Here is a 19,776-nt window from a genome sequence, read left to right as displayed (position 1 = left end):
GCGTGCTTGAGACTTACTGTTCGGACACGAACGAGAACGGGCTCAGCTTCGAGATCGTGCCGTTCTGCACGAGACGCGTGACCGCCGCGATATCCGGTGCGAAGTAGTGGTCGAGCTCGTAATGCGCGACGTCCTTGCGCACTGCGTCCATCGCCTTCTGCAGGCTCGGGCTGGTCTTGTGCGGCGCGCGCAGATCGACACCTTGCGCGGCGGCGAGCAACTCGATCGACAGAATGTTCGCGGTGTTTTCAGCAATGTCGCCCAGCTTGCGCGCGGCGAACGTTGCCATCGACACGTGGTCTTCCTGATTCGCCGACGTGGGCAGCGAGTCGACCGATGCCGGATGCGCGAGCGTCTTGTTTTCCGAGGCGAGCGCGGCAGCCGTGACGTGAGCGATCATGAAGCCCGAATTCACGCCACCGTCGCGCACGAGGAACGGCGGCAGGCCCGACAGCGTCGCGTCGATCAGCAGCGCGATGCGGCGTTCGGCCAGCGCGCCGATTTCGGCGGCGGCGAGCGCGAGGTTGTCGGCCGCGAAGGCAACCGGCTCCGCGTGGAAGTTACCGCCCGACAGCACTTCGCCGGTGTCGGGGAAAATCAGCGGATTGTCGGAGACGGCGTTCGCTTCGAGCAGCAGCACGTTGGCGGCGTGGCGCATCTGATCCAGACACGCGCCCATGACTTGCGGCTGGCAGCGCAGGCTGTACGGGTCCTGCACCTTGTCGCAATCGGCGTGCGAGACGTTGATGCCCGAGCCTTGCAACAGCGAGCGGTATGCCTCGGCCGCGTCGATCTGGCCTTGATGGCCGCGCAGTTCGTGAATGCGCGCGTCGAACGGCTTGACCGAACCCATGGCCGCATCCACCGACAACGCGCCCGACACCAGCGCGGTGCGGTACAGGTCTTCAATGGCGAACATGTTATAGAGCGCGAGCGCGGTCGAAGCCTGCGTGCCGTTCAGCAGCGCCAGACCTTCCTTGGCTTGCAGCGTGAGCGGCTTGAGGCCGACGAGCGCGAGACCTTCGGTGGCCGCCATGCGCTCGCCCTTCGCGAACACTTCGCCGACGCCGAGCAGCACCGCCGACATATGCGCGAGCGGCGCGAGGTCGCCCGATGCGCCGACCGAACCCTTGACCGGAATCACCGGCAGCACGTCGGCGTTGTACAGCGTGATCAGCGCTTCCATCACTTCACGGCGAATGCCCGAATGGCCGCGGCCGAGGCTCGAGAGCTTCAGCGCGATCAGCAGACGCACGACCGGACGCGACATCGGCTCACCCACGCCAACCGCGTGCGAGAGCACCAGATTGCGCTGCAGCAGTTCGAGCTGGTCGTGCGGAATATGCGTGCTGGCGAGGCGCCCAAAACCCGTGTTGATGCCGTAGGCCGGCTCGCCCTTCGCGGCGATGTCGGCAACGGCTTGCGCGCAGGCGTCGATCGCGGCATGGCTGGCGGGATCGAGTTGCAGCGCGACGTGTTCGCGTGCGATCTGGCGCAGTTGCGGGAGGGTCAGGTGGCCGGGCTTCAGATTCATCATGGTTGTCGTCCTGTCTATACAATTTGAAAGAAGTCTAGCGGCGTCGGCTTGTATATACAACTTGTTTTTGGAGGTTTCGGCCCAGGGGTTTCCATTAGGGCGAGATGCAGGCTTGGCTTGGATCTTGCCTTTGCGATGTCTTCAATTGACCACCCGATGTGTAGCGTCTCTCCGCTTCCAAGATCTCAACTTGTATATACACGTTCAAAAAGCGAGGCGCGAGGCGGACAAAAAGATTCCGGCCTCGACCGGCGACGACTCCGCGGCCATAAGAGCGTTATAGGCGAGGCGGCTCGCGGCGTAAAAAAGCCCGCGGACTCTGGCAAGCCGCGGGCTTCGTATCAGGCGGATGAAGGGAACAACGCGGCTAAAGCTTCACGCGCGCCGCGATAAAGTCCAGAAAGCACTGCACGCGCCCCGCCAGCGACGCGCTCTGGTAATACACCGCACTCACCCGCTGCCGCTCGTCGGCGAGCACGTTGCCGAGAATCGGTACGAGACGCTTCTCGCGCACGTCGGCGGCACTCATGAAGTCGGCCAGACAGGCGATGCCCCATCCCGTCAGCGCCAGTTGCCGCAGTGTCTCGCCACTCGACGCGGTGATCGCCGGTTCGATCTTCAGCGTTTCGGAGCCGCCCTTGCGCCCTTCCCGCAACGGCCAGCGATTCAGATGCTCCGGTGCCGTGAAGCCGATCAGCCGATGTTCCCGCAAGGCTTCCACCGATCTGGGTTCGCCATATTCGGCCAGATACGCCGGGCTCGCGAGCACCCGCAGCTTGCTGGTCCCCAACGCACGCGCATGCAAGGTCGAATCCTGCAACTCGCCGATGCGGATCGCGATATCCACCTTCTGCTCCAGCAGATCCACGATCCGTTCGTTGCTGGTCAATTCCAGCCTGATCTCCGGATACAGGGCCGAAAACGCCGTCATATGCGGCGCCACGCAATGCAGCATGAAGGGCGACGCCGCATCGACACGCAAACGCCCCGAGGGCCGCTCGCGGCCGCGCGTGACGGACTCCTCGGCCTCTTCCATCGCGTGCAGGATGGCCCGGGCGCGCTGCAGGAAAGCTTCGCCCTCTTCGGTAAGCTGCAAACGGCGCGTCGTGCGCCGCACCAGCGCCGTATCCAGCTTCTTCTCCAGGCGCGTGAGCGCGCGGCTCACGCCCGAGACCGTTTGGCCCAGTTTTTCCGCAGCCGCGGTGATCGAGCCGCTGTCGATCACCGTGACGAACACCAGCAACTCGTCAGTCGAAGTTTTCATTGTTGATTTCAAATCAAGGTTGATTTGAGACTAACACGCTTTTTGCGAGAATCAAGTCGGTGGATACTGCCTGCATGTCATCGTGTTTCTCAACAAGGAGAACGACTTGAAGATTTTCATCACTGGTGCAAGCGGTTTTATCGGCGGGTCCATTGCAGCGCATCTTGCGCGCGCCGGCCACTCCGTCCGCGGTCTGATCCGCAACCCCGAACAGCGCGCCGAGCTGCAACGTCTGGGTATCGAACCCGTCATCGGCACGCTCGACGACAGCGCGTCGCTGATCGCCGAAGCAAAAGCCGCCGACGCCGTCATCAATGCCGCGAGCAGCGACCATGAAGGCGCCGTGAAAGCGCTGATCGAAGGACTCGCCGGGTCCGGCAAAACGTTCCTGCACACGAGCGGTTCGAGCATTGTCGGCGATGCATCGGGCGGCGAAGCGGGTCAGGCGCGCATCTATCACGAAGACGCGCTGCCCACGCCGACCGCCGACAAGGCCGCGCGCGTGGCCATCGATCAACTCGTGCTCGACGCCGCGCAGCAGAACATCCGTTCGGCCGTGCTGTGCAACACGCTGATCTACGGCCACGGTGCGGTGTCCGGCAGCGCGAGCGTGCAATTGCCGCGCCTCGTGCGTCAAACGCTGAAGAGCGGCGTGGTGCGCCATGTGGGCAGCGGCGGCAATATCTGGTCGAACGTGCATATCGACGACGTCGCCGAACTGTATCGCCTCGCTCTCGAGAACACGCCCGCGGGCACCTTCTACTTTGTCGAAAGCGGCGAGGCATCGTTCCGCGACATGAGCGCCGCGATTGCGCGCACGATGGAGCTCGGCGAACCGCAAGACTGGCCGCTCGAAGAAGCGCAAAAGGAATGGGGCTACGAAATGGCCTCGTATGGCCTCGGCTCGAACAGCCGCGTGCGCGGTGAGCGCGCCCGCAAGCTGCTTGGCTGGCAACCGAAGAGAACTTCCGTGATCGACTGGATCGAGCACGACATGATGTCCGCGAAGAAGGCTTCTACCGCGGCGTAATCCATGTAAGCGCCGCCGTTGCGAATCCGTAAGCTCAACTCGATAGAATCGCGCTCACCTGATCGCGCGGCTCGACAAACCGGGTCGCGCATGAGCCCGGATTTGATCGATGACTATGGCGCTGAATTTCGATTGGCTGACCAATCTGCTGGCGATTCTTTTCGTCGTGGCGTGTCTCTACGATGCACGCTACGACGAATACGGCACGTTGACGCTGTCGGCGGCTGCGATGGGGCTCGTCGTGATGGCGATCGAAGTTTTCCTCAAGCCCGCTTTCGACATGTCGCTTTGAAGCGACAGCGCTTCGCATGTGACGCCGTGCATCGCGACGTCACACCTGTCGCGGTTGCGCGCACAACGAGCGCGCAACCGTTTCATCACACCGCGACTTCCGGCGGCGCCTGGCGAAAGCAGCGCGTAATCCAGCCGAGATAGCACAAGCCCAACACGAACCACACCGCGCCTAGCACCAGCGCCGTCTTCTCCAGACTCACCAGCAGCCACACGTCGGCGAGCGCGCCGGCCAACGGCAACAGCAGCCCGCCGATCACGCCTATCGCATTCGCACTGCCCCGCGCGTTGAAGAACTGACGGATCACGCACAGATTGACGGCCGTGAACGCAAGGAACGCACCGAAGTTGATGAACGATGTCGAAGTGGCCACATCGAGCTTCAAGGCGACGAGACCGACAGCGCCCGCAATCGCGATGTTCAGCGCCGGCGTCTTGAACTTCGGATGCACGAAACCGAAGATGCGTTTGGGCAGCACTTCGTCACGGCCCATTGCATACAACAGACGTCCCACGCTCGCCTGCGCCGAGATGCCCGAGGCAAACTGCGCGAGAATCAGGCCCGCCAGAAACACCGTGACGAATATATCGCCACCCACTTTGCGCGCGACTTCGAAAGCCGCCGAATCCGGGTCCTTGAACACCGCGCCCGGGTGCGCGAGCTGCACGGTATAGGCCGCGATCACGAAGATCGCGCCGCCGATCAGCGCAATCAGCACGATGGCGCGCGGCATGGTCCTTTCGGGGGCGATGGTTTCTTCAGTCAGCGTCGAGACCGCGTCGAAGCCGAGATACGAATACGCGGCGATCGCCGCGCCCGCCATCGTCGCCGAGAACGGCACGTGCGGTTTGAAGAACGGCTCGGCCGACACGAGACCGCCAGGTCCGGCGGCCGCCGTCACATAGTGGCAGCACAGCACGACGAACAACGCGACGATCGCCAGTTGCACCACCATCAGCACGATGTTGAAACGGTTCGCGAGTTCGATGCCGAGAATGTTCAACGCACTGGTCAGCACGATAAAGGCGACGATCCAGATCCACGCCGGCACGTGCGGGAACGCGGCGCTCAGATACGCCGCGCCGATCAGCCAGATCACCATCGGCAGGAAAAAATAATCGAGCAAGGTGGCCCAGCCGATCATGAAGCCGAGATGCGGGTTGAAGGTCTTGCGCGTGTACGTGTAGGCCGAACCGGCCACCGGAAAGAGCCGCGCCAGTTTGCCGTAACTGAGCGCGGTGAACACGATCGCGATCAACGCGATCAGATAGGCGAGCGCCGCGGTGTCCTGGCTGGCGCTCGCCAGCACGCCATAGGTACCGTAGACGATCAGCGGCGCCATGTAAGCCAGACCGAATAGCAGGACCGACGGCAGGCCGAGTGTGCGCTTCAGGTGCGCGCTGCGTGGGGCCGCGGGTTCGGCGGCGGATGATGAAGTCATACGGTGTCTCCTCTTGCGAATGGGCGAGCATCGTCCCGGGCGCGGCATGGCACGCGCCCCGGTCGAGCCGGGTCGATCGGACTTGCTGGCGGCGCGCGATTCGCGCCGATGGTCTTTGCCTGATGCGCCGGGCAGGTCCGCACCGCCGTTCAGGCGGCATGCCGGCCCGGTCGCGTGTCGGCCTGAACGTTCGCTTCAGCGCGCGCGAATCACGCGCGCACGTTGGCCGTGCGCGCCGTATTCGGTAGCGAGATCGAGCGCAATGCGCGCGTCGTGCAGATAACGATAATGTTCGCGAGCGCCTTCGAGGCGCGCGCGCTCGAGCGTTGCGCGCAGCACGACTTCCTGCCGGCCCGCGTCGCACACCACGTCGCCGAACGGATCGATCAATGCCGACTCGCCGGGGAACGTGAGGTTGTCGTCGCCGGAACCGATGCGATTGACTAGCGCGGCGAACATCTGGTTTTCCATGGCGCGCGCCACGATGGCCCGGCGATGCACCGGCCCGAACGGGTCCATGTTGCCGTTGGTCACAACCAGCAGATCGGCGCCCAGCGACGCGACCGCGCGTGCCGTTTCGGGAAATTCAATGTCGTAGCAGATCAGCAGACCGACCGTCATGCCTTTGAAGCTGCACACTTCGAAACGGTCGCCCGGTTCGAACACGCCGACGTCCGACGCCCACAGGTGAGTCTTGCGATAACGCAGCGCGATCTCGCCGCGTTCGTCGATCAACACGGTGGTGTTGAAAAAGCGGCTGCCGTCGCGCTCGGCGAGGCCCACCGCAACCGCCACACGCGCTTCACGCGCCGCGTCGCGCACGGCGCTCAACGAGGGGCCGTCGATCGGCTCTGCCACTTCGGCAACGTTATGCCGCGTCGGAAAGCCCGACAGCGTGGTTTCGGGAAACACGATCAGATCGGTTTCGGCCGAACGTTGGCCGATGATTTGCAGCACGCGTTGTACATTCGCGCCGCCGACACCTACCGCGCCATCCACGACGGGAATTTGCGCCAGTTCGAGTTGAAGCATTCTGTCTCCTGTCGACCAGAGTTAGCGCTTTAGCACTTACTCTGGTCCCATGCACAGCGGTCGACCAGAGTTAGCGCTTTAGCTGTCGGCCAGAGTTGGCGCTTTAGCGCTTACTCTGGTCCCATGCACAGCTCTTACTCTGGTCCCATGCAATATTGCTATCCATCCCGATTACCTTCGCGTTGAATGACAGCCGTTCTCGACCACCCCGCGATCAGGTTGGGCCTATTATTACCAGACATATTTTTGTCCGTAATTACCCTGCTGGGTTACCCTCATCGGAGCACGCATGGAACTCGAATGGCGCGATCTGGCCTTTCATCGCGAGATCGGCGCGGTTATCGAAGCGCTCGATAGCACGCAATTCTGGACTCGCCTCACGCGCGCGCTCGAACGTTATGTCGCCTTCGACAATTGGGTCGCATTGCGCTTCACAGCGGGCGAGGCGCCGCTCGTGTGCGCCGAATCGCCGATGCCGGACGGCACCGTAGACACGATGTTCCAGGACTATCTGGCCGCGCTCTATCAACTCGATCCGTTTTATATCGCCGCCACCGAGAAACCCGCATCGGGCTTCGTCACGCTGGCCGATGTCGCACCGGACAACTTCTCGATGACCGATTACTACCAGCGGTACTTCAGAAAGAATATCGTCGGCGACGAGGTGCACTTCAACTACATGATCGACGCGCAACACACCCTAGCCTTTTCGCTCGGCGCGACGCATCGTTATGCCGAGCGCGATCTGGCCGTACTCGCGCTGTGCGCGCCGTGGGTGATCGCGCTGCTGCGGCAACGCTTGCCCTACGAGGCATTCGACGCTGCGCAGCCAGCCTCCAACGAAGCAGTCGCCGAGACGGTCACGGAATCGCTCGCCGCCACCGACGCCCCCGCCTACGCGGCGCGCTTCGAGCAGGTCGCGGCGGCGGGCGGCCGCGCCTCGCTCACCGCGCGCGAAGTGGAAGTGGCGATGCTGACCTTGAGCGGATTTTCGACGCGCGCCATCGCGGAGAAACTGGCGATCTCGTTCGAGACCGTGCGCGCGCACAAGAAACACATCTATACGAAACTGAACGTCAATTCACAGTCGGAACTGTTCGCGCTGTTCTATGAAGCGGGACGCCAGCGCGCATAACGTCCCGCTCTTTTCTCGCAAGGTTGCGCTAGCGCTGCGTTCTCCGCGCTCTATCAGGAACCGCACGCAGCGCAGCCGCCTTGCGCCTTTTCTTCATAGCGGTCGTGATGCCTGACCCAGTCGGTCAGATTGCTGTCTTCATTGCGACCCTTCGGCGTGACGTCGAGATGCGCATAGGCATTGATGAAGCGTTCGTCACCGCGTCCATAGCAGGAATATGTGTGATACACGTCGCCGTTCTCGTCCTTGTAGAAGACACTGTGGCCGTGTTGTTCGTCGATGCCGACATCGTCCTCGGTGAAGTTGTAGAACGCTTTCTTGCTCGCCAACTCTTCCGGCGTGAACGACACGTGATAATCGAAGTTGAAATCACTGCCGTTCGAGGACACCCATGGGAAAGTCCAGCCCATGCGTTTCCTGAAGCTCTCGATCTTCGCGAACGGCGCACGCGACACCGTCACGTAAGACACATCGTGATGTTCGAGATGCGTGACGATCCCTGTCATGTGATCCGACAGAAACGAGCAGCCGACGCAGCCCTCCTCCCAATCCGGGCCCAGCATGAAGTGATAGACGATCAACTGGCTGCGCCCGTCGAACAGATCGGCAAGCGTCTTGCGGCCTTGCGGCGTATCGAAGGTATAGGTCTTGTCGATCCTGACCCACGGCAGTGCGCGGCGTTTGCGAGCAAGTTCGTCGCCGGCGCGCATGTGCGCTTTTTCTTCGGCCAGCAATGCCCGGCTGGCAGCCAGCCATTCCTCCTGCGAGCCAATACGGTGTTGCGGTTCCATCTGCGTCTCCTTTGCCTGCATCGTGCAGGTCAAACAGCACACCCCGAAGGAATTCCCCGCGGGGACTTTGGGGACATGCAAACCACTCAGGCCACGTAGCGTTCGAGCGAATCGATCCCGTCTGTCCAGCCGCGGCGATGATCTTCGCGCTGAGCTTCGTCGGCAAGACGTTCATGTGTGAGCGTGAGCCACGTGCCGCCACCGTCCGGTTCCAGCAGCAACGTGACCTGCGATTCATGCTCCGGGCTATAGCGCCATATCCACGAGAAGACCAGCTTGCGGTCGGGCACCACCTCCAGATACTGACCGTTGACCTCGACTTCGTTGCCGTCCGGCTTGCGATACACGATCGCGTAACGCCCGTCGACGCGCACATCCAGTTCCGCGCGCACGACGTCCGCGCCGCCCGGATGCATCCACGTCATGAATTGCGCCGGTTCCGTCCACGCGCGGAAGACTTTGGCGGGCGCGGCGTTGAGACGCCGCTGGAGGGTGAGGCTGGGCTGGGCGGACATGGGCTTTGCTCCTCTTCGACGAAAGCGGCCAGACGATCGAGTGATTCGGACCAGAAGCGCTGATAGCGGCCAAGCCACTCCATGGCTTCCTCCATCGGCCCGGCGCACAGGCGGCACGCGACCGTGCGGCCGGTTTTGCTGCGCGTGATGAGACCCGCCTCGGACAGCACGTCGAGGTGTTTCATCACCGCGGGCAAGGAGATCGCAAACGGCTCGGCGAGTTCGCTGACCGACAGATCTTTCGACGACAGACGCGCGAGCAGCGCCCGCCGAGTCGGATCGGACAGCGCGGCAAAGGTGCGATTCAATAACGCTTCATCAAACTTAACCATGAGGTTAACTATAGAAACGAAGCGACGAATGTCAAGGACAGGTACGCGTTTTCGCAAAAGCGCACCGCAAGCGGCGTGGGGAGTACGATAAAAAAGATACGCGGCGCACCGCAGATGAAGCCTGCCGCACGCCGCGTCAAGGTGGAGAACAACCGACTACAGGCTCGAGCAATGCGGCCGGTATCGCGCCACGTTGCTCTCGCTTTCCAGCACAAATTCAATCGCTTGAAGCGCGGCGTCAAGCAACGCCCCGCTCACTGCCTGCCACGGTCAGATCGCCCAACCGCCGAGATAGAAGCCGACCAGCACGATAGCGATGGCAACCGTGCCCACGTTCAGCTTGCGGTACTCGCCGCTGACCACACGGCCGATCACGAGCGTCGCGAAGCCGAGCATGATGCCTGTCACGATGTTGGCGGTCAGCACGATGAACACCGCGCACATCAGGCCCGACATGGAGTCGACCATGTCGTCCATATGCAGCTTGCTGACGTTCGAGAGCATCAGCAGGCCGACGTACATCAGCGCGGGGGCCGTCGCATACGAAGGCACGAGGCCGGCGAGCGGCGAAAAGAACATCACCACGAGGAACAGCAGACCGACCACCGCGGCCGCCATGCCGGTCTTCGCGCCGGCGGCCACGCCCACCGTCGATTCGATATACGCCGCCGCCGGCGCGCCGCCGAGCAGGCCCGAGAAAATCGAGCTCAGCGAATCGGCCGTCAGCGCGCGGCCACCGTTGATGATGCGGCCGTTTTCATCGAGTTGCCCGGCTTGCCCCGCGACGGCGCGGATCGTACCCGTCGCGTCGAACACCGCGGTCATCACGAGAGCCAGCACGCTCGGCAGCACTGCCATCGACAACGCGCCCTTGATGTCCATCGCGCCGATCAGCGAAGCGTGACCCGGCGCGCTCAGCGACGGCACGGCGAACACGCCGTGGAACGACACGGCCGGATCGATGGCGAGCGCGATCGCCGAAATCGCCACGATCACGATCAGGATCGAGCCCGGTACGCGGCGGCGCACCAGACCGAAGATGGCCGCGAGTCCCGCCACCGACATCAGCGCCGGCAGCGCCGTGATATTGCCGAGCGACACCGGCAGACCCGCGCCGGGATTCTTCACGACGAGACCCACGTCGTTGGCGGCGATCAGAAGCAGGAACAGGCCGATGCCGATCCCCGTGCCGTGCGCGATGCCTGTGGGCAGATTGCGCAGAATCCATGAACGCACGCCCGTCACCGAGATCGCGGTGAATACGACGCCCATCAGGAACACCGCGCCGAGCGCGACGTTCGGCTGCAGCCCCTTGCCGAGCACGAGGCCGAACGCGGTGAAGGCCGTCAGCGAAATCGCGCAGCCGATCGCGATCGGCAGACGCGCCCACACGCCCATCAGCAGCGAGCCGAAGGCCGTGGTCAGACACACGGCGACGAACACCGCACTCGTGTCGAAGCCCGCTTTGCCGAACATGCCCGGCACGACGAACACGGAATAGACCATCGCGAGGAAGGTCGTGATACCCGCGACGATTTCCTGACGCTGCGAACTGCCGCGTGAAGAGATTTCGAAATAGCGGTCGAGAAAGCCCTTTCCGTCGAATGATTCGGCGCCGACTTCAGAAATCGGTTGGGCGTGGGGTTCCATCATGATGAGTGCCTCCTTTATCAGCGTGCTGAAACGGCCGTCGATACGGCCGCCATCAGGTTCGTCTCGTTGCGTTGATTTAATGTGGGATGTGATCTTTTTTTGCTGTCTCGAAATGTAGGGCAACACAAATATGTCTCCCATCGCATGATTGGCATGCCCGACATGTCGCGACGCTTATATCGTTCAGGGGACGGCAAACCCGCTTCATAGCCCGCGCGTTTACACCTACGGTCTGTCACAAAGATATGAAAGGGTTTTGAGAGGTTCGACGCGTCTCAATGGACCGCGACCATGCGACCGTGCGAACAATCGGCCCGGTGCGGCATGAACCATGCTTGGGGCAACCTGTCAGACTGCCTGCAAAACCGGAGCCGCCCAACGTCGCGGGTTACACTCTGGCCCGTACCTGTCTTAACTGCGGCGGCCCACGGGCCGTTCGCACCGGCCCATGGAGTCCTTCTTGATGAGTGGCGGTTTTTCGCGTCCTGCCTGGCGTCTCTTGCTTCTTGCTGTGTTCGCGCTATTCGCGCTGTCCGGTTGCAGCAGCTTGCTGTGGGGTCCGCAGCAGGCGCCGATCGTGGACGCCACGGTGATGCCGGTCGAACCCGCGAGCGCGCCGGTGGCCGCCTCCGCGCCCGAACCGGTCGAGACCGAAGCGGCCGAGCCCGAGCAGCCGAGAAAGCCGAAGAAGCCGGTCGTCAAGCCGCACAAGGTGGAGCCTCCGCCGCCCGTTGTCACGCCCGCGCCACCGCCTCCCCCGCCCGCGCCGCTGATCGTGCTGCGCACCATCGAGCGCAACGAGGCGCGCGCGCTGCTCGACAGCGAAGTGCAGAAGCCGGACGGCAAAGTGGTCGGCCGCGCGGTCGATCTGATCGCGGACGCCGGCGGCAAGCCGCGCGAAATGGTCGTGAATCTGCAGGGTTTCCTGGGTGTCGGCGACCGCAAGGTGAACTTCCCGTGGAGCGCGTTCCGCTTCACGCCGACTGCGAAAACCGCGCCCATCACGCTCAACGCCGCCGCAATTCCGGCGAATGCGGGCAAAGCCGCTGCCGTTTTGCAATTGCCGCTGATCGACGCCACCGTCGAGCGCTCGAACGGCGCCAAGGTCGGCCGCGTGATCGACGTGCTGATCGACGCCAACGCACAGCCGCAGGCGGTCGTGCTCGACGTCAACGGCATGGTCAGCACCGAACGGCGCACGATTGCCGCCAGTTGGTCGGCGCTGCGCTTCGTCACCAAAGACAAGGAGCTGCATCCGCTACTCGAGTTGAGCGATGCGCAGATCAACGCAACGCCGCCTTATGCGAGCGACAAACCGATCCGCGCGGTGTCGCCGGCGCCGCCTCCCGCGCCAGCGCCTGCTCCGGCTTCTGCGCCCGCCGCCATTGCGGCGCCTGCGGCCGCGGCCACGACCACGGCGGTTTCCAACGCACGGGCGGCCCGATGACAGGCCGCACACTGGTAACAGCGCGCAGCTTGCGCGCGCTCGATTGGCTGAATTTTTTCGTGGCCAACGTGCAAACAGGGTTTGGACCGTTCATCGCGTCCTATCTCGCCTCGCATAAGTGGACGCAGGGCGAGATCGGCATGGCGCTTTCGGTGGGCACGATCAGCGCGATGGTGAGCCAGGTGCCTGGCGGCGCCGCCGTCGATGCGTTGCGCAACAAGAAAGGCGCGGCCGCCTGGGCGATTTTCGCGATCATCCTGAGCGCGGTGCTGCTGGCTGTCAGTCCGACGGTGCTGCCGGTGATCGCCGCCGAGGTGTTTCACGGCTTCGCGAGTTGCATGCTGACGCCGGCGCTCGCCGCGATTTCGTTCGCGCTGGTGGGACGGGCGAATCTCGGCGACCGGCTGGGGCGCAATGCGCGCTGGGCGTCGATCGGCAGCGCGGTCGCGGCCGGACTGATGGGTCTGTTCGGCGAGTACTACTCACCGCGCGCGGTGTTCTGGCTGACCGCCGCGCTCGCCGTGCCCGCCCTCTTCGCGCTGACGATGATCCAGCGCACCGACACCGTCGAATTACCGAAGGCCGCGCCGACGCCGCAGCAGATCGAGCGGCGCGAGAGTCTGCGCGAGTTGCTGCGCGACAAGCGGATGCTGCTGTTCGCGGCGTGCATCGTGCTGTTCCATTTGTCGAATGCGGCGATGCTCAATCTTGCCGCCGGCGAAGTGACGGCCGGCATGGGCGACAACGTGCAACTCGTGATTGCGGCGTGCATCATCGTGCCGCAGGCGATCGTGGCGATTATGTCGCCGTGGGTCGGGCGCTCGGCCGAACGTTGGGGACGTCGGCCGATTCTGCTGCTCGGGTTTTCAGCGCTGCCGATACGGGCGTTGCTGTTTGCCGGAATCAGCAGCCCTTATTTGCTCGTGCCGGTGCAGATGCTCGACGGTTTGAGCGCCGCCGTGTTTGGGGTGATGTTGCCGCTGATTGCCGCCGATGTGGCCGGCGATAAGGGACGCTATAACCTGTGTATCGGATTGTTCGGGTTGGCTGCCGGGATTGGGGCTACGTTGAGTACCACTGCGGCTGGGTTCGTGGCGGATCATTTTGGGAATGCCGTGAGCTTTTTTGGTCTCGCCGCAGCTGGGGCGTTGGCTGTTTTGCTCGTGTGGGCTGCCATGCCGGAGACTCGGGAGGCGGCTGCTGATGGGGAGGCGCCTGTGGCGGATGGGGAGAAGTCGGCAGCTCGGTGATAGGGGTGCTTTTTTTTGCCTGGCGGCGGTTTGTTTTTTTGTCGTGGTTTTTTGGGGTGTTGGCCTTTCCTTGCTTTGTTAGTGGTCTATTGGCGTTGCCCCTGTGCGGGGCGGCACCTCCTTTCTTTGCCGCGGCAAAGAAAGGAGGCAAAGAAAGCCGCTTTGAACCGCCAGCGCATAAGCGGGTCCCCCGCACAGCTACGGTAGTGGTGCATCTGGAATCCGTGCCCTCGCACATTCGGCGCTTGTGACAAGGCCGTCATTCTTCCGGCGGCGCTGCGCGCGCCGTCGCGGTAGTTCGACAAAACGTTTGTAGTTCAGGGGTCGGCCTGCGATGCGCGGCCGCGATTTTTTGATCTCTTTCGGTGGCCACGATAGTTAGGAAAACTGAGCGTGAATAGGATTCATCGCTTCTTTCCTAATCGGATTCGCCATGGTGGCTGCCGTCTCCGCGGCAGTCGCCAGCTTGGCAAGAGGATCTGGATTGACGACGCTCGCAAGGAAAACTGACGAGATTCTGGCTGCTTCGCGGGCTGATCCCGGGCCTTCAACCGATGGCGCCTGCATCGGTATAGGCACAAATGACCGCGGCGGCGCGCGCAGCGTCGCCGGAAGAATGACGGCTGTGTCACAAGCGCCGAATGTGCGAGGGCACGGATTCCAGATGCACCACTACCGTAGCTGTGCGGGGGACCCGCTTATGGGCTGGCGGTTCAAAGCGGCTTTCTTTGCCTACTTTCTTTGCCGCGGCAAAGAAAGTAGGTGCCGCCCCGCACAGGGGCAACGCCAATAGACCACTAACAAAGCAAGAAAGGCCAACAAACCAGAAGCCCAAAGCCCCGCAAAACCCCAAAAAAACACTACCCAATATCCCGCCCAGCAGTCTCCCGCATAAACGGCAACGGCAACAAGGAAACCACCCCACACCCAATCAGATACCAAGCCGGCGCGAGATTACTCCCGGAAACCTGAATCAACCAGGTAGCAAAAAACTGCGCAAACCCACCAAAAATAGAAACGCCGAGACAATAAACAATCGACATCCCGGTAGCACGAATCTCACGAGGAAACATTTCCGGCAACATGACGATATTAGGCACCGCGGTAAACGCAACCAGCACACCCAGCAGCGCCACTACCGATAACAAAACCGGCACCGTGGGCGAAGCATTGATAATCATGAACGCTGGATAAACAGCCACGATCAGCAGCACACGAGAAACCCACAACACGCGTTTACGCCCAACACGATCCGACAACGCCCCTGCAAAAGGCGAACAGATCACCGTCACTACCGCAGCAGTCCACGCGGCCCAGAGCGCCGACGACATCGGCAAATGCAGAATCCGGATCGCGTACGTGGACAGATAAAACAGCACGATATAGTTCGCCGCCGTACCGCCGATCGTCGTCAGAACGCCCGTCGTAATCACGCCGGAATGCTCACGAAACAGTTTGCGCACCGGCTGCGAGGCGGGCTGTAAAGCCGCCGCACTCCCGCCTGACTGCGGCGCCGAGCCGTCTTCGATACCCGGCAGCGTCTCATCCAGATGCCGCCGGATATAGATGCCGATCGGCCCCATTGCCATGCCGATCACGAACGGCACGCGCCACCCCCAGCTCTCCAGCGCCGCGGTCGAAAGCGCCGCCGCCAACGCGACACCCAGCAGCGATCCGCACACCGTGTTCAAGCCCTGGCTCACGAACTGCCAACTACCGTAGAAGCCACGCGTTTTATTGCTACCGTATTCCAGCAGCAGCGACGTCGACGCACCAATCTCACCACCCAGCGCAAAGCCCTGAATCAGCCGCGCGAGAATCACCAGCAGCGGCGCGGCGACACCAATCGCCGCATAAGTCGGCGCGAACGCGATGATCGCGGAACCGAGCGTCATCAGCCACAGGGTGAGGCTCATCGCGGCCTTGCGGCCCGCGCGATCGGCATACGCCCCGAGCACGATGCCGCCCACCGGCCGCATGATGAAACCCACGCCGAACGTGCCGACCGCAAGCATCAGTTGCGCAAGTTGCCCTTCCACCGGGAAATACAGCTTGCCGATGATCGTCGCAAAGAAGCTGTAGATCGTGAAGTCGAAAAACTCGAGGCCGTTGCCGAGCGTAATCGCGGCAATCGCTTTAGCGTGGCTCGCGCGCCTCGCCGGTTGCGCTGCCGTCGCACTCTGCATGCTCAACGCTTCGGTGCCCGCGGGTTGCGGTGTGGCGGAATAGTCCATCTGTGTCTCCGTGATGTGCTTCCTGCAGATGCGCGGCTTGACCCGCCCATGCAAACGCTGCTGCGTCAGACCAGAAACGCCTGCGCGAGTCTCACCCAGTAAGCCGCGCCGGTGGCAAGGCAATCGTCGTTGAAGTCGTAGCCGGGGTTGTGGACCATGCAGCCGCCCTCGCCGTCACCATTGCCGATGATGAGGTAGCTGCCGGCGCAACGCTCCAGCAGGAACGCGAAGTCTTCGCTGCCGGTGAGCGGCTGCATATCGGCGATCAGGCCACCTTCGCCGAGCCAGTCGAGCGCGACTTGCCGCGCAAGACCGGTCATTGCCGCGTCGTTGACGAGAACCGGATAGCGGCGCTGATAGTCCACATGCGCCTGCGCGCCGAACACGGCCGCCTGGCCGCACGCCACCGCCGTGATGCGCTCCTGCAAGTAATCACGTACCTCGGGTTTCAACGCGCGCACCGAAAGACGCATCTCGGCCGTCTCCGGAATCACGTTCGGCGCTTCGCCCGCGTGAATCGCGCCGACGGTAATGATCGCCATATCGAGCGGCGCGATGTTGCGCGAGACGATGGACTGCAACGCGAGCACGATTTGCGCGCACACCACCACCGGATCGACCGCCTTATGCGGCACCGCGCCATGACCGCCGCGCCCGGTCACCTTGATGATCACCGTATCCGACGAAGCCATGAAAGACCCGGGCAGGAAGCCGAACTTGCCCGTCGGGAAACCCGGCATGTTGTGCATCGCAAACACAGCGTCGCACGGAAATTTGTCGAACAGGCCGTCTTCGAGCATTTTTTTCGCGCCGGCCAACCCTTCTTCAGCGGGCTGGAAAATCAGATTCAACGTACCGTCGAAGCACTTTTCCTGAGCCAGATGTTTGGCCGCGGCGAGCAGCATGGCCGTGTGACCGTCATGGCCGCATGCGTGCATCTTGCCGGGCACCTTGCTCGCGTACGGCAGTCCGGTGGTCTCGTGAATCGGCAGCGCATCCATGTCGGCGCGCAGCCCCAGTTTGCGCGTGCCGGCGCCGACTTTCAGTTGCCCGACAACACCCGTTTGACCCAGCCCGCGGTGCACGGTGTAGCCCCACTCCTGCAAGCGTTCGGCGACCAGGTCGCCGGTGGCGAACTCTTCGTAAGCCAGCTCGGGCTGCGCGTGAATGCGGCGGCGCAGCGCGATCATTTCGTCTTCGAGTTCGGCGATGCCCGCCGGTATGGCCATGGTGTTCACGTCGTGTCTCCATCAATGAAAGCGTGAACCCAGCATAACGACGCCGATTTTCCAGCGGCAGGCGTAGAATCGTTGCGGCAGCAACCGCTGGTTGCCACCCTATTCGCTCATTGTCAGATGAAACTGCATCAACTCAGCACATTAGCGGCGATTGCCGATACTGGAAGTATCCGGGCCGCCGCCCGTTCGCTCGACCTGTCGCCCGCCGCCGTGACCAAGGCCATGCGCGAACTGGAAGCCGATCTACAGGCGCCGCTGGTGGTGCGCAGCGCAAGCGGCGTCGCGTTTACCGAGTTCGGCCGCGCGCTGGTCGTGCATGCGCGCGTGGTGCTCGGGCAATTGCAGCGGGCGCAAGCCGAGATCGAAGCGCTACGCGGCGCCGCCGCGGGCAAGCTGTCGATCGGCGTCACGCCGTGGGTCGCGCTGACGTTTCTGCCGCCTACCGTGCAGCGGTTCCGCCAGCGCATGCCGGAAGTGCAACTGGAATTCTTCGAAGGCTTGCTCGCGGTCGTGCAGCCGCGTCTGCGCGACGGAAGCCTCGATTTTTCGATTGGTCGGCCGCCGCCCGCGTCGCCGCAATCGGAGTTTCACAACGTGCCGCTGTTCTCCACGCATTCGGCCGTGGTCGCGCGGCGCGATCATCCGAAAGCCGGTTGCCGCACGCTGCTCGAACTGGAAGACGCGGAGTGGGTGTTGAACTGGGACCCGGCAAGCCGCGAGTCAACTGACGACGAATGAAATCGTCGAGGCCGCGCGCAATCTCGTTCGCATTTGACGAGACGCGGATCGCTATTACGCCGGCCACGCGGCCGACCGGATGCTCGCATCCGGCTCTTCTTCGAAGAAAGGCACCAGCGGCACCTGCAGAGTGTCCCGGCCGAGCGGGAATGCCTGCACGGCGATGTCGTTCGAATCGTCCTCATACAGGAAGATCACGATCGCGACGGTCGGTTTCGCGAAGTACGGCGCGCGCACGATGACGCTTTCGCCGAGGCGCGGGCGCGCGATCTTGGACGCAACGCCCTTAGACTTCGGTTTGTTCATCGTGGCACCAACTGGTTGCGGGGCGCGGAATTGAACCGCGTGCATTCGGGTTATGAGCCCGACGGTCTACCGGTGGCGTACACCCGCAATAGGCAACAAAAAAGCCCCGCTTGGAATCAAGTCGGGGCTTTGGAGACACTTATACACAGTGTCAGATTGATGCGTATATTAACGTCGATTTTACGGAAGTCAACTTCTCGTTCCTCACGACCTCACGAAACCGAGCCCGCTAAGCAGCTCATCGGCATGCTTCCGCGCCTTCGATTCGATGCCGTCCACGGCGGTCGCCACCTCGGTCAGCAATTCCGACTCGCCCGGGATGTCGACCGCACCGTTGCCAGCAGCGACCCGCCTACGCTTCGCCTCTTTCGCTTTCCGCGGCTTGGCGGTCCCAAGAAACCAATGCTTGATCACCTCCCAGTGGGAATAGGCGGTGCGCTCGGCAACTCCGCATTTGATCGCCAGCGCCTTGATCTCGATCTTCACGCCGGTCGCTTTCTCGACAAGCCCGCGCCGCAGTTGATAATGCACGATCGTTCCGGGCGGCAGTATCGACATTGCGGCCTGCTCGAGCGTGCGGATCGCATTCTGATACTCGGGGTTCGGCGTATGTCCGCCGCAGCAGGCGCGGCCACATGCACATGGTGACGAGCGTGGAGCGAATCGAGCGACGAGAACTGCGAGTTCGATCGCGGTCAACTGTTCGAGCTCGCGACGGATCATGCCGGCCTGTGCTGCCCCATCGTTGCCGCTCAACCCTTTTCCCGACCTCGGAGAAGGCGCTGCCATTCTGTCCATGGCCGACCGGTCGCGCGTCTGGGTCGAATAATTGAAGGCGAAGATGAGCGCATCCTGCGGGGTGCGGAATAGTGTTTGTTCTGCGTCGATCATGGCGTTTCCTTGTATTGCCGGCAACGCGTGCCGTATTTCCTGCCTTTCCTGCACACCTTGCGCACGCCACCGAACGGATCCGGCTTGTCGACGGCATGCTGACATCCGACACAGCGATTACTCTCCCGCCGTTCGAGCACGTCTGCAGGGTCCCCGTATTCCCACCACCGCATCGGCGCGCTCACGTGTCGCGCGCCGCCATGCCGAACAGCGCGACGGCGGCGGGATCTCGACGCGGCAACTTGCCTTCGCGTTCGAGCCGCTTGAACGTTGTCCGGGCTATACGCGCCGCCGCGAGGTCCGGCCTCTCCCGCTTCATCCGCTTCCAGTACTCGCTGTAGACCTGTGCGCGTGGCTTGTTAGGCCGCTTCGGTTTGTCCTTACCGGCGCCCGCGGCATATATGGGCGCGTCCGGACCATCCGGGCGGGGCTGCCATCCCGAGATATGCATCTGCGAGCGAAAGTGTTGGATGAACGTACCGGCGGTCTGCGGCGAGACGCCAGCACGTTTCGCCAGCTCGACGCGCGTGCCGCGCTTCTTCTTCAGCACGGCCCAAAGCGCCACGAACGCCGGCCGCGTGTCGGAGGTTCCGCGAGCCTGACGTCGACGCGGCAATTTGAGAGTCTCGGCGCGCAACTGCATGCCTCGC

Annotated in this window: 18 protein-coding genes, 1 tRNA gene and 1 pseudogene; 6 read left to right on the top strand and 14 right to left on the bottom strand. The window is 62.8% G+C overall.

Translation table 11 applies throughout. From position 1 onward, the window contains the following. Positions 1–13 precede the first annotated feature (13 nt). Both hutH and AC57B1_RS16935 read right to left on the bottom strand, forming a co-directional pair. Positions 14–1,537, bottom strand: a complete 1,524-nt coding sequence (hutH, locus tag AC57B1_RS16940) for a histidine ammonia-lyase (RefSeq protein ID WP_496418107.1) — start codon at positions 1,535–1,537, stop codon at positions 14–16. Positions 1,538–1,904: 367 nt separating this feature from the next. Further along, complete coding sequence (locus AC57B1_RS16935; RefSeq protein ID WP_408186215.1) at positions 1,905–2,801, bottom strand: LysR substrate-binding domain-containing protein; 897 nt, start codon at positions 2,799–2,801, stop codon at positions 1,905–1,907. Positions 2,802–2,907: 106 nt separating this feature from the next. Between AC57B1_RS16935 and AC57B1_RS16930 the strand changes: the two genes are divergently transcribed. Together AC57B1_RS16930 and AC57B1_RS16925 are read left to right on the top strand one after the other, a co-directional pair. Further along, positions 2,908–3,831, top strand: coding sequence for an NAD-dependent epimerase/dehydratase family protein (locus AC57B1_RS16930; RefSeq protein ID WP_496418106.1), 924 nt, complete (start codon positions 2,908–2,910; stop codon positions 3,829–3,831). A 109-nt stretch (positions 3,832–3,940) separates the two neighbouring features. Continuing rightward, positions 3,941–4,123 (top strand): hypothetical protein, encoded by a 183-nt coding sequence (locus AC57B1_RS16925; RefSeq protein WP_091795123.1) that lies wholly within the window; start codon positions 3,941–3,943, stop codon positions 4,121–4,123. An 85-nt stretch (positions 4,124–4,208) separates the two neighbouring features. On the opposite strand, the gene AC57B1_RS16920 is transcribed toward AC57B1_RS16925, so the two are convergent. Further along, positions 4,209–5,564, bottom strand: a complete 1,356-nt coding sequence (locus AC57B1_RS16920) for an APC family permease (RefSeq protein WP_091795126.1) — start codon at positions 5,562–5,564, stop codon at positions 4,209–4,211. A gap of 195 nt (positions 5,565–5,759) precedes the next feature. Beyond that, positions 5,760–6,596: a carbon-nitrogen hydrolase family protein gene (locus AC57B1_RS16915; protein ID WP_496418105.1), complete on the bottom strand. Its 837-nt coding sequence runs from the start codon at positions 6,594–6,596 to the stop codon at positions 5,760–5,762. A 289-nt stretch (positions 6,597–6,885) separates the two neighbouring features. Here AC57B1_RS16915 and AC57B1_RS16910 point away from each other — a divergent pair, with 289 nt between their 5' ends. After that, positions 6,886–7,731, top strand: a complete 846-nt coding sequence (locus AC57B1_RS16910; RefSeq protein WP_496418104.1) for a helix-turn-helix transcriptional regulator — start codon at positions 6,886–6,888, stop codon at positions 7,729–7,731. A gap of 53 nt (positions 7,732–7,784) precedes the next feature. Here AC57B1_RS16910 and AC57B1_RS16905 read toward each other — a convergent pair whose 3' ends face one another. The 4 genes from AC57B1_RS16905 to AC57B1_RS16890 all read right to left on the bottom strand — a co-directional run bounded on the left by AC57B1_RS16905 (position 7,785) and on the right by AC57B1_RS16890 (position 11,022). Then, positions 7,785–8,522 carry a DUF899 domain-containing protein gene (locus tag AC57B1_RS16905; protein ID WP_496418103.1) on the bottom strand — a complete coding sequence of 246 codons (738 nt, stop codon included), beginning with the start codon at positions 8,520–8,522 and terminating at the stop codon, positions 7,785–7,787. Positions 8,523–8,608: 86 nt separating this feature from the next. After that, positions 8,609–8,947 carry an SRPBCC family protein gene (locus AC57B1_RS16900; protein WP_496418102.1) on the bottom strand — a complete coding sequence of 113 codons (339 nt, stop codon included), beginning with the start codon at positions 8,945–8,947 and terminating at the stop codon, positions 8,609–8,611. After that, on the bottom strand, positions 8,944–9,426 hold the full coding sequence (locus AC57B1_RS16895; protein WP_408296908.1) for an ArsR/SmtB family transcription factor: 483 nt from the start codon (positions 9,424–9,426) through the stop codon (positions 8,944–8,946). Before AC57B1_RS16895 ends, AC57B1_RS16900 begins: the two co-directional genes overlap by 4 nt. A gap of 213 nt (positions 9,427–9,639) precedes the next feature. Next, positions 9,640–11,022, bottom strand: coding sequence for an NCS2 family permease (locus AC57B1_RS16890; RefSeq protein WP_408296906.1), 1,383 nt, complete (start codon positions 11,020–11,022; stop codon positions 9,640–9,642). 463 nt (positions 11,023–11,485) lie between these two features. On the opposite strand from AC57B1_RS16890, the gene AC57B1_RS16885 reads away from it, so the two are divergent. Then, complete coding sequence (locus tag AC57B1_RS16885; RefSeq protein ID WP_408343068.1) at positions 11,486–12,469, top strand: PRC-barrel domain-containing protein; 984 nt, start codon at positions 11,486–11,488, stop codon at positions 12,467–12,469. Further along, positions 12,466–13,719 (top strand): MFS transporter, encoded by a 1,254-nt coding sequence (locus tag AC57B1_RS16880; protein WP_091795149.1) that lies wholly within the window; start codon positions 12,466–12,468, stop codon positions 13,717–13,719. Before AC57B1_RS16885 ends, AC57B1_RS16880 begins: the two co-directional genes overlap by 4 nt. A gap of 860 nt (positions 13,720–14,579) precedes the next feature. On the opposite strand, the gene AC57B1_RS16875 is transcribed toward AC57B1_RS16880, so the two are convergent. Both AC57B1_RS16875 and AC57B1_RS16870 read right to left on the bottom strand, forming a co-directional pair. Next, positions 14,580–15,953 (bottom strand): MFS transporter, encoded by a 1,374-nt coding sequence (locus AC57B1_RS16875; protein ID WP_496418101.1) that lies wholly within the window; start codon positions 15,951–15,953, stop codon positions 14,580–14,582. Positions 15,954–16,018: 65 nt separating this feature from the next. Then, entirely contained in the window at positions 16,019–17,191 is a 1,173-nt protein-coding gene (locus tag AC57B1_RS16870; protein ID WP_408343064.1) for a M20 aminoacylase family protein, read from the bottom strand. A 117-nt stretch (positions 17,192–17,308) separates the two neighbouring features. Here AC57B1_RS16870 and AC57B1_RS16865 point away from each other — a divergent pair. After that, positions 17,309–17,923, top strand: a pseudogene (locus tag AC57B1_RS16865) (LysR family transcriptional regulator); the annotation flags it as partial. A gap of 60 nt (positions 17,924–17,983) precedes the next feature. Here the strand turns inward: AC57B1_RS16865 and AC57B1_RS16860 are convergent. The 4 genes from AC57B1_RS16860 to AC57B1_RS16845 form a co-directional block, all read right to left on the bottom strand. Next, positions 17,984–18,235 carry a hypothetical protein gene (locus tag AC57B1_RS16860; protein WP_496418100.1) on the bottom strand — a complete coding sequence of 84 codons (252 nt, stop codon included), beginning with the start codon at positions 18,233–18,235 and terminating at the stop codon, positions 17,984–17,986. A gap of 12 nt (positions 18,236–18,247) precedes the next feature. Continuing rightward, a tRNA-Met gene (locus tag AC57B1_RS16855) sits at positions 18,248–18,323 on the bottom strand. A 116-nt stretch (positions 18,324–18,439) separates the two neighbouring features. Then, complete coding sequence (locus tag AC57B1_RS16850) at positions 18,440–19,126, bottom strand: DNA-binding protein (protein WP_496418099.1); 687 nt, start codon at positions 19,124–19,126, stop codon at positions 18,440–18,442. A 181-nt stretch (positions 19,127–19,307) separates the two neighbouring features. After that, on the bottom strand, positions 19,308–19,769 hold the full coding sequence (locus AC57B1_RS16845) for a hypothetical protein (RefSeq protein ID WP_496418098.1): 462 nt from the start codon (positions 19,767–19,769) through the stop codon (positions 19,308–19,310). Positions 19,770–19,776 lie beyond the last annotated feature (7 nt).

The sequence above is a fragment of the Paraburkholderia sp. BGA-UO-ETr-F21 genome (assembly GCF_059567925.1).
The sequence above is the reverse complement of the archived record's forward strand: the minus strand, read 5'-3'. Positions and strand labels throughout refer to the sequence as shown.

What these genes read in the sequence shown, in the direction of transcription:
- AC57B1_RS16890 (WP_408296906.1), bottom strand. Translation starts at nt 11,022, where the DNA reads ATGATGGAACCCCACGCCCAACCGATTTCTGAAGTCGGCGCCGAATCA.
- hutH (WP_496418107.1), bottom strand. Translation starts at nt 1,537, where the DNA reads ATGATGAATCTGAAGCCCGGCCACCTGACCCTCCCGCAACTGCGCCAG.
- AC57B1_RS16880 (WP_091795149.1), top strand. Translation starts at nt 12,466, where the DNA reads ATGACAGGCCGCACACTGGTAACAGCGCGCAGCTTGCGCGCGCTCGAT.
- AC57B1_RS16925 (WP_091795123.1), top strand. Translation starts at nt 3,941, where the DNA reads ATGACTATGGCGCTGAATTTCGATTGGCTGACCAATCTGCTGGCGATT.
- AC57B1_RS16900 (WP_496418102.1), bottom strand. Translation starts at nt 8,947, where the DNA reads ATGACGTGGATGCATCCGGGCGGCGCGGACGTCGTGCGCGCGGAACTG.
- AC57B1_RS16845 (WP_496418098.1), bottom strand. Translation starts at nt 19,769, where the DNA reads ATGCAGTTGCGCGCCGAGACTCTCAAATTGCCGCGTCGACGTCAGGCT.
- AC57B1_RS16915 (WP_496418105.1), bottom strand. Translation starts at nt 6,596, where the DNA reads ATGCTTCAACTCGAACTGGCGCAAATTCCCGTCGTGGATGGCGCGGTA.
- AC57B1_RS16905 (WP_496418103.1), bottom strand. Translation starts at nt 8,522, where the DNA reads ATGGAACCGCAACACCGTATTGGCTCGCAGGAGGAATGGCTGGCTGCC.
- AC57B1_RS16920 (WP_091795126.1), bottom strand. Translation starts at nt 5,564, where the DNA reads ATGACTTCATCATCCGCCGCCGAACCCGCGGCCCCACGCAGCGCGCAC.
- AC57B1_RS16860 (WP_496418100.1), bottom strand. Translation starts at nt 18,235, where the DNA reads ATGAACAAACCGAAGTCTAAGGGCGTTGCGTCCAAGATCGCGCGCCCG.
- AC57B1_RS16875 (WP_496418101.1), bottom strand. Translation starts at nt 15,953, where the DNA reads ATGGACTATTCCGCCACACCGCAACCCGCGGGCACCGAAGCGTTGAGC.
- AC57B1_RS16885 (WP_408343068.1), top strand. Translation starts at nt 11,486, where the DNA reads ATGAGTGGCGGTTTTTCGCGTCCTGCCTGGCGTCTCTTGCTTCTTGCT.
- AC57B1_RS16850 (WP_496418099.1), bottom strand. Translation starts at nt 19,126, where the DNA reads ATGATCGACGCAGAACAAACACTATTCCGCACCCCGCAGGATGCGCTC.
- AC57B1_RS16910 (WP_496418104.1), top strand. Translation starts at nt 6,886, where the DNA reads ATGGAACTCGAATGGCGCGATCTGGCCTTTCATCGCGAGATCGGCGCG.
- AC57B1_RS16935 (WP_408186215.1), bottom strand. Translation starts at nt 2,801, where the DNA reads ATGAAAACTTCGACTGACGAGTTGCTGGTGTTCGTCACGGTGATCGAC.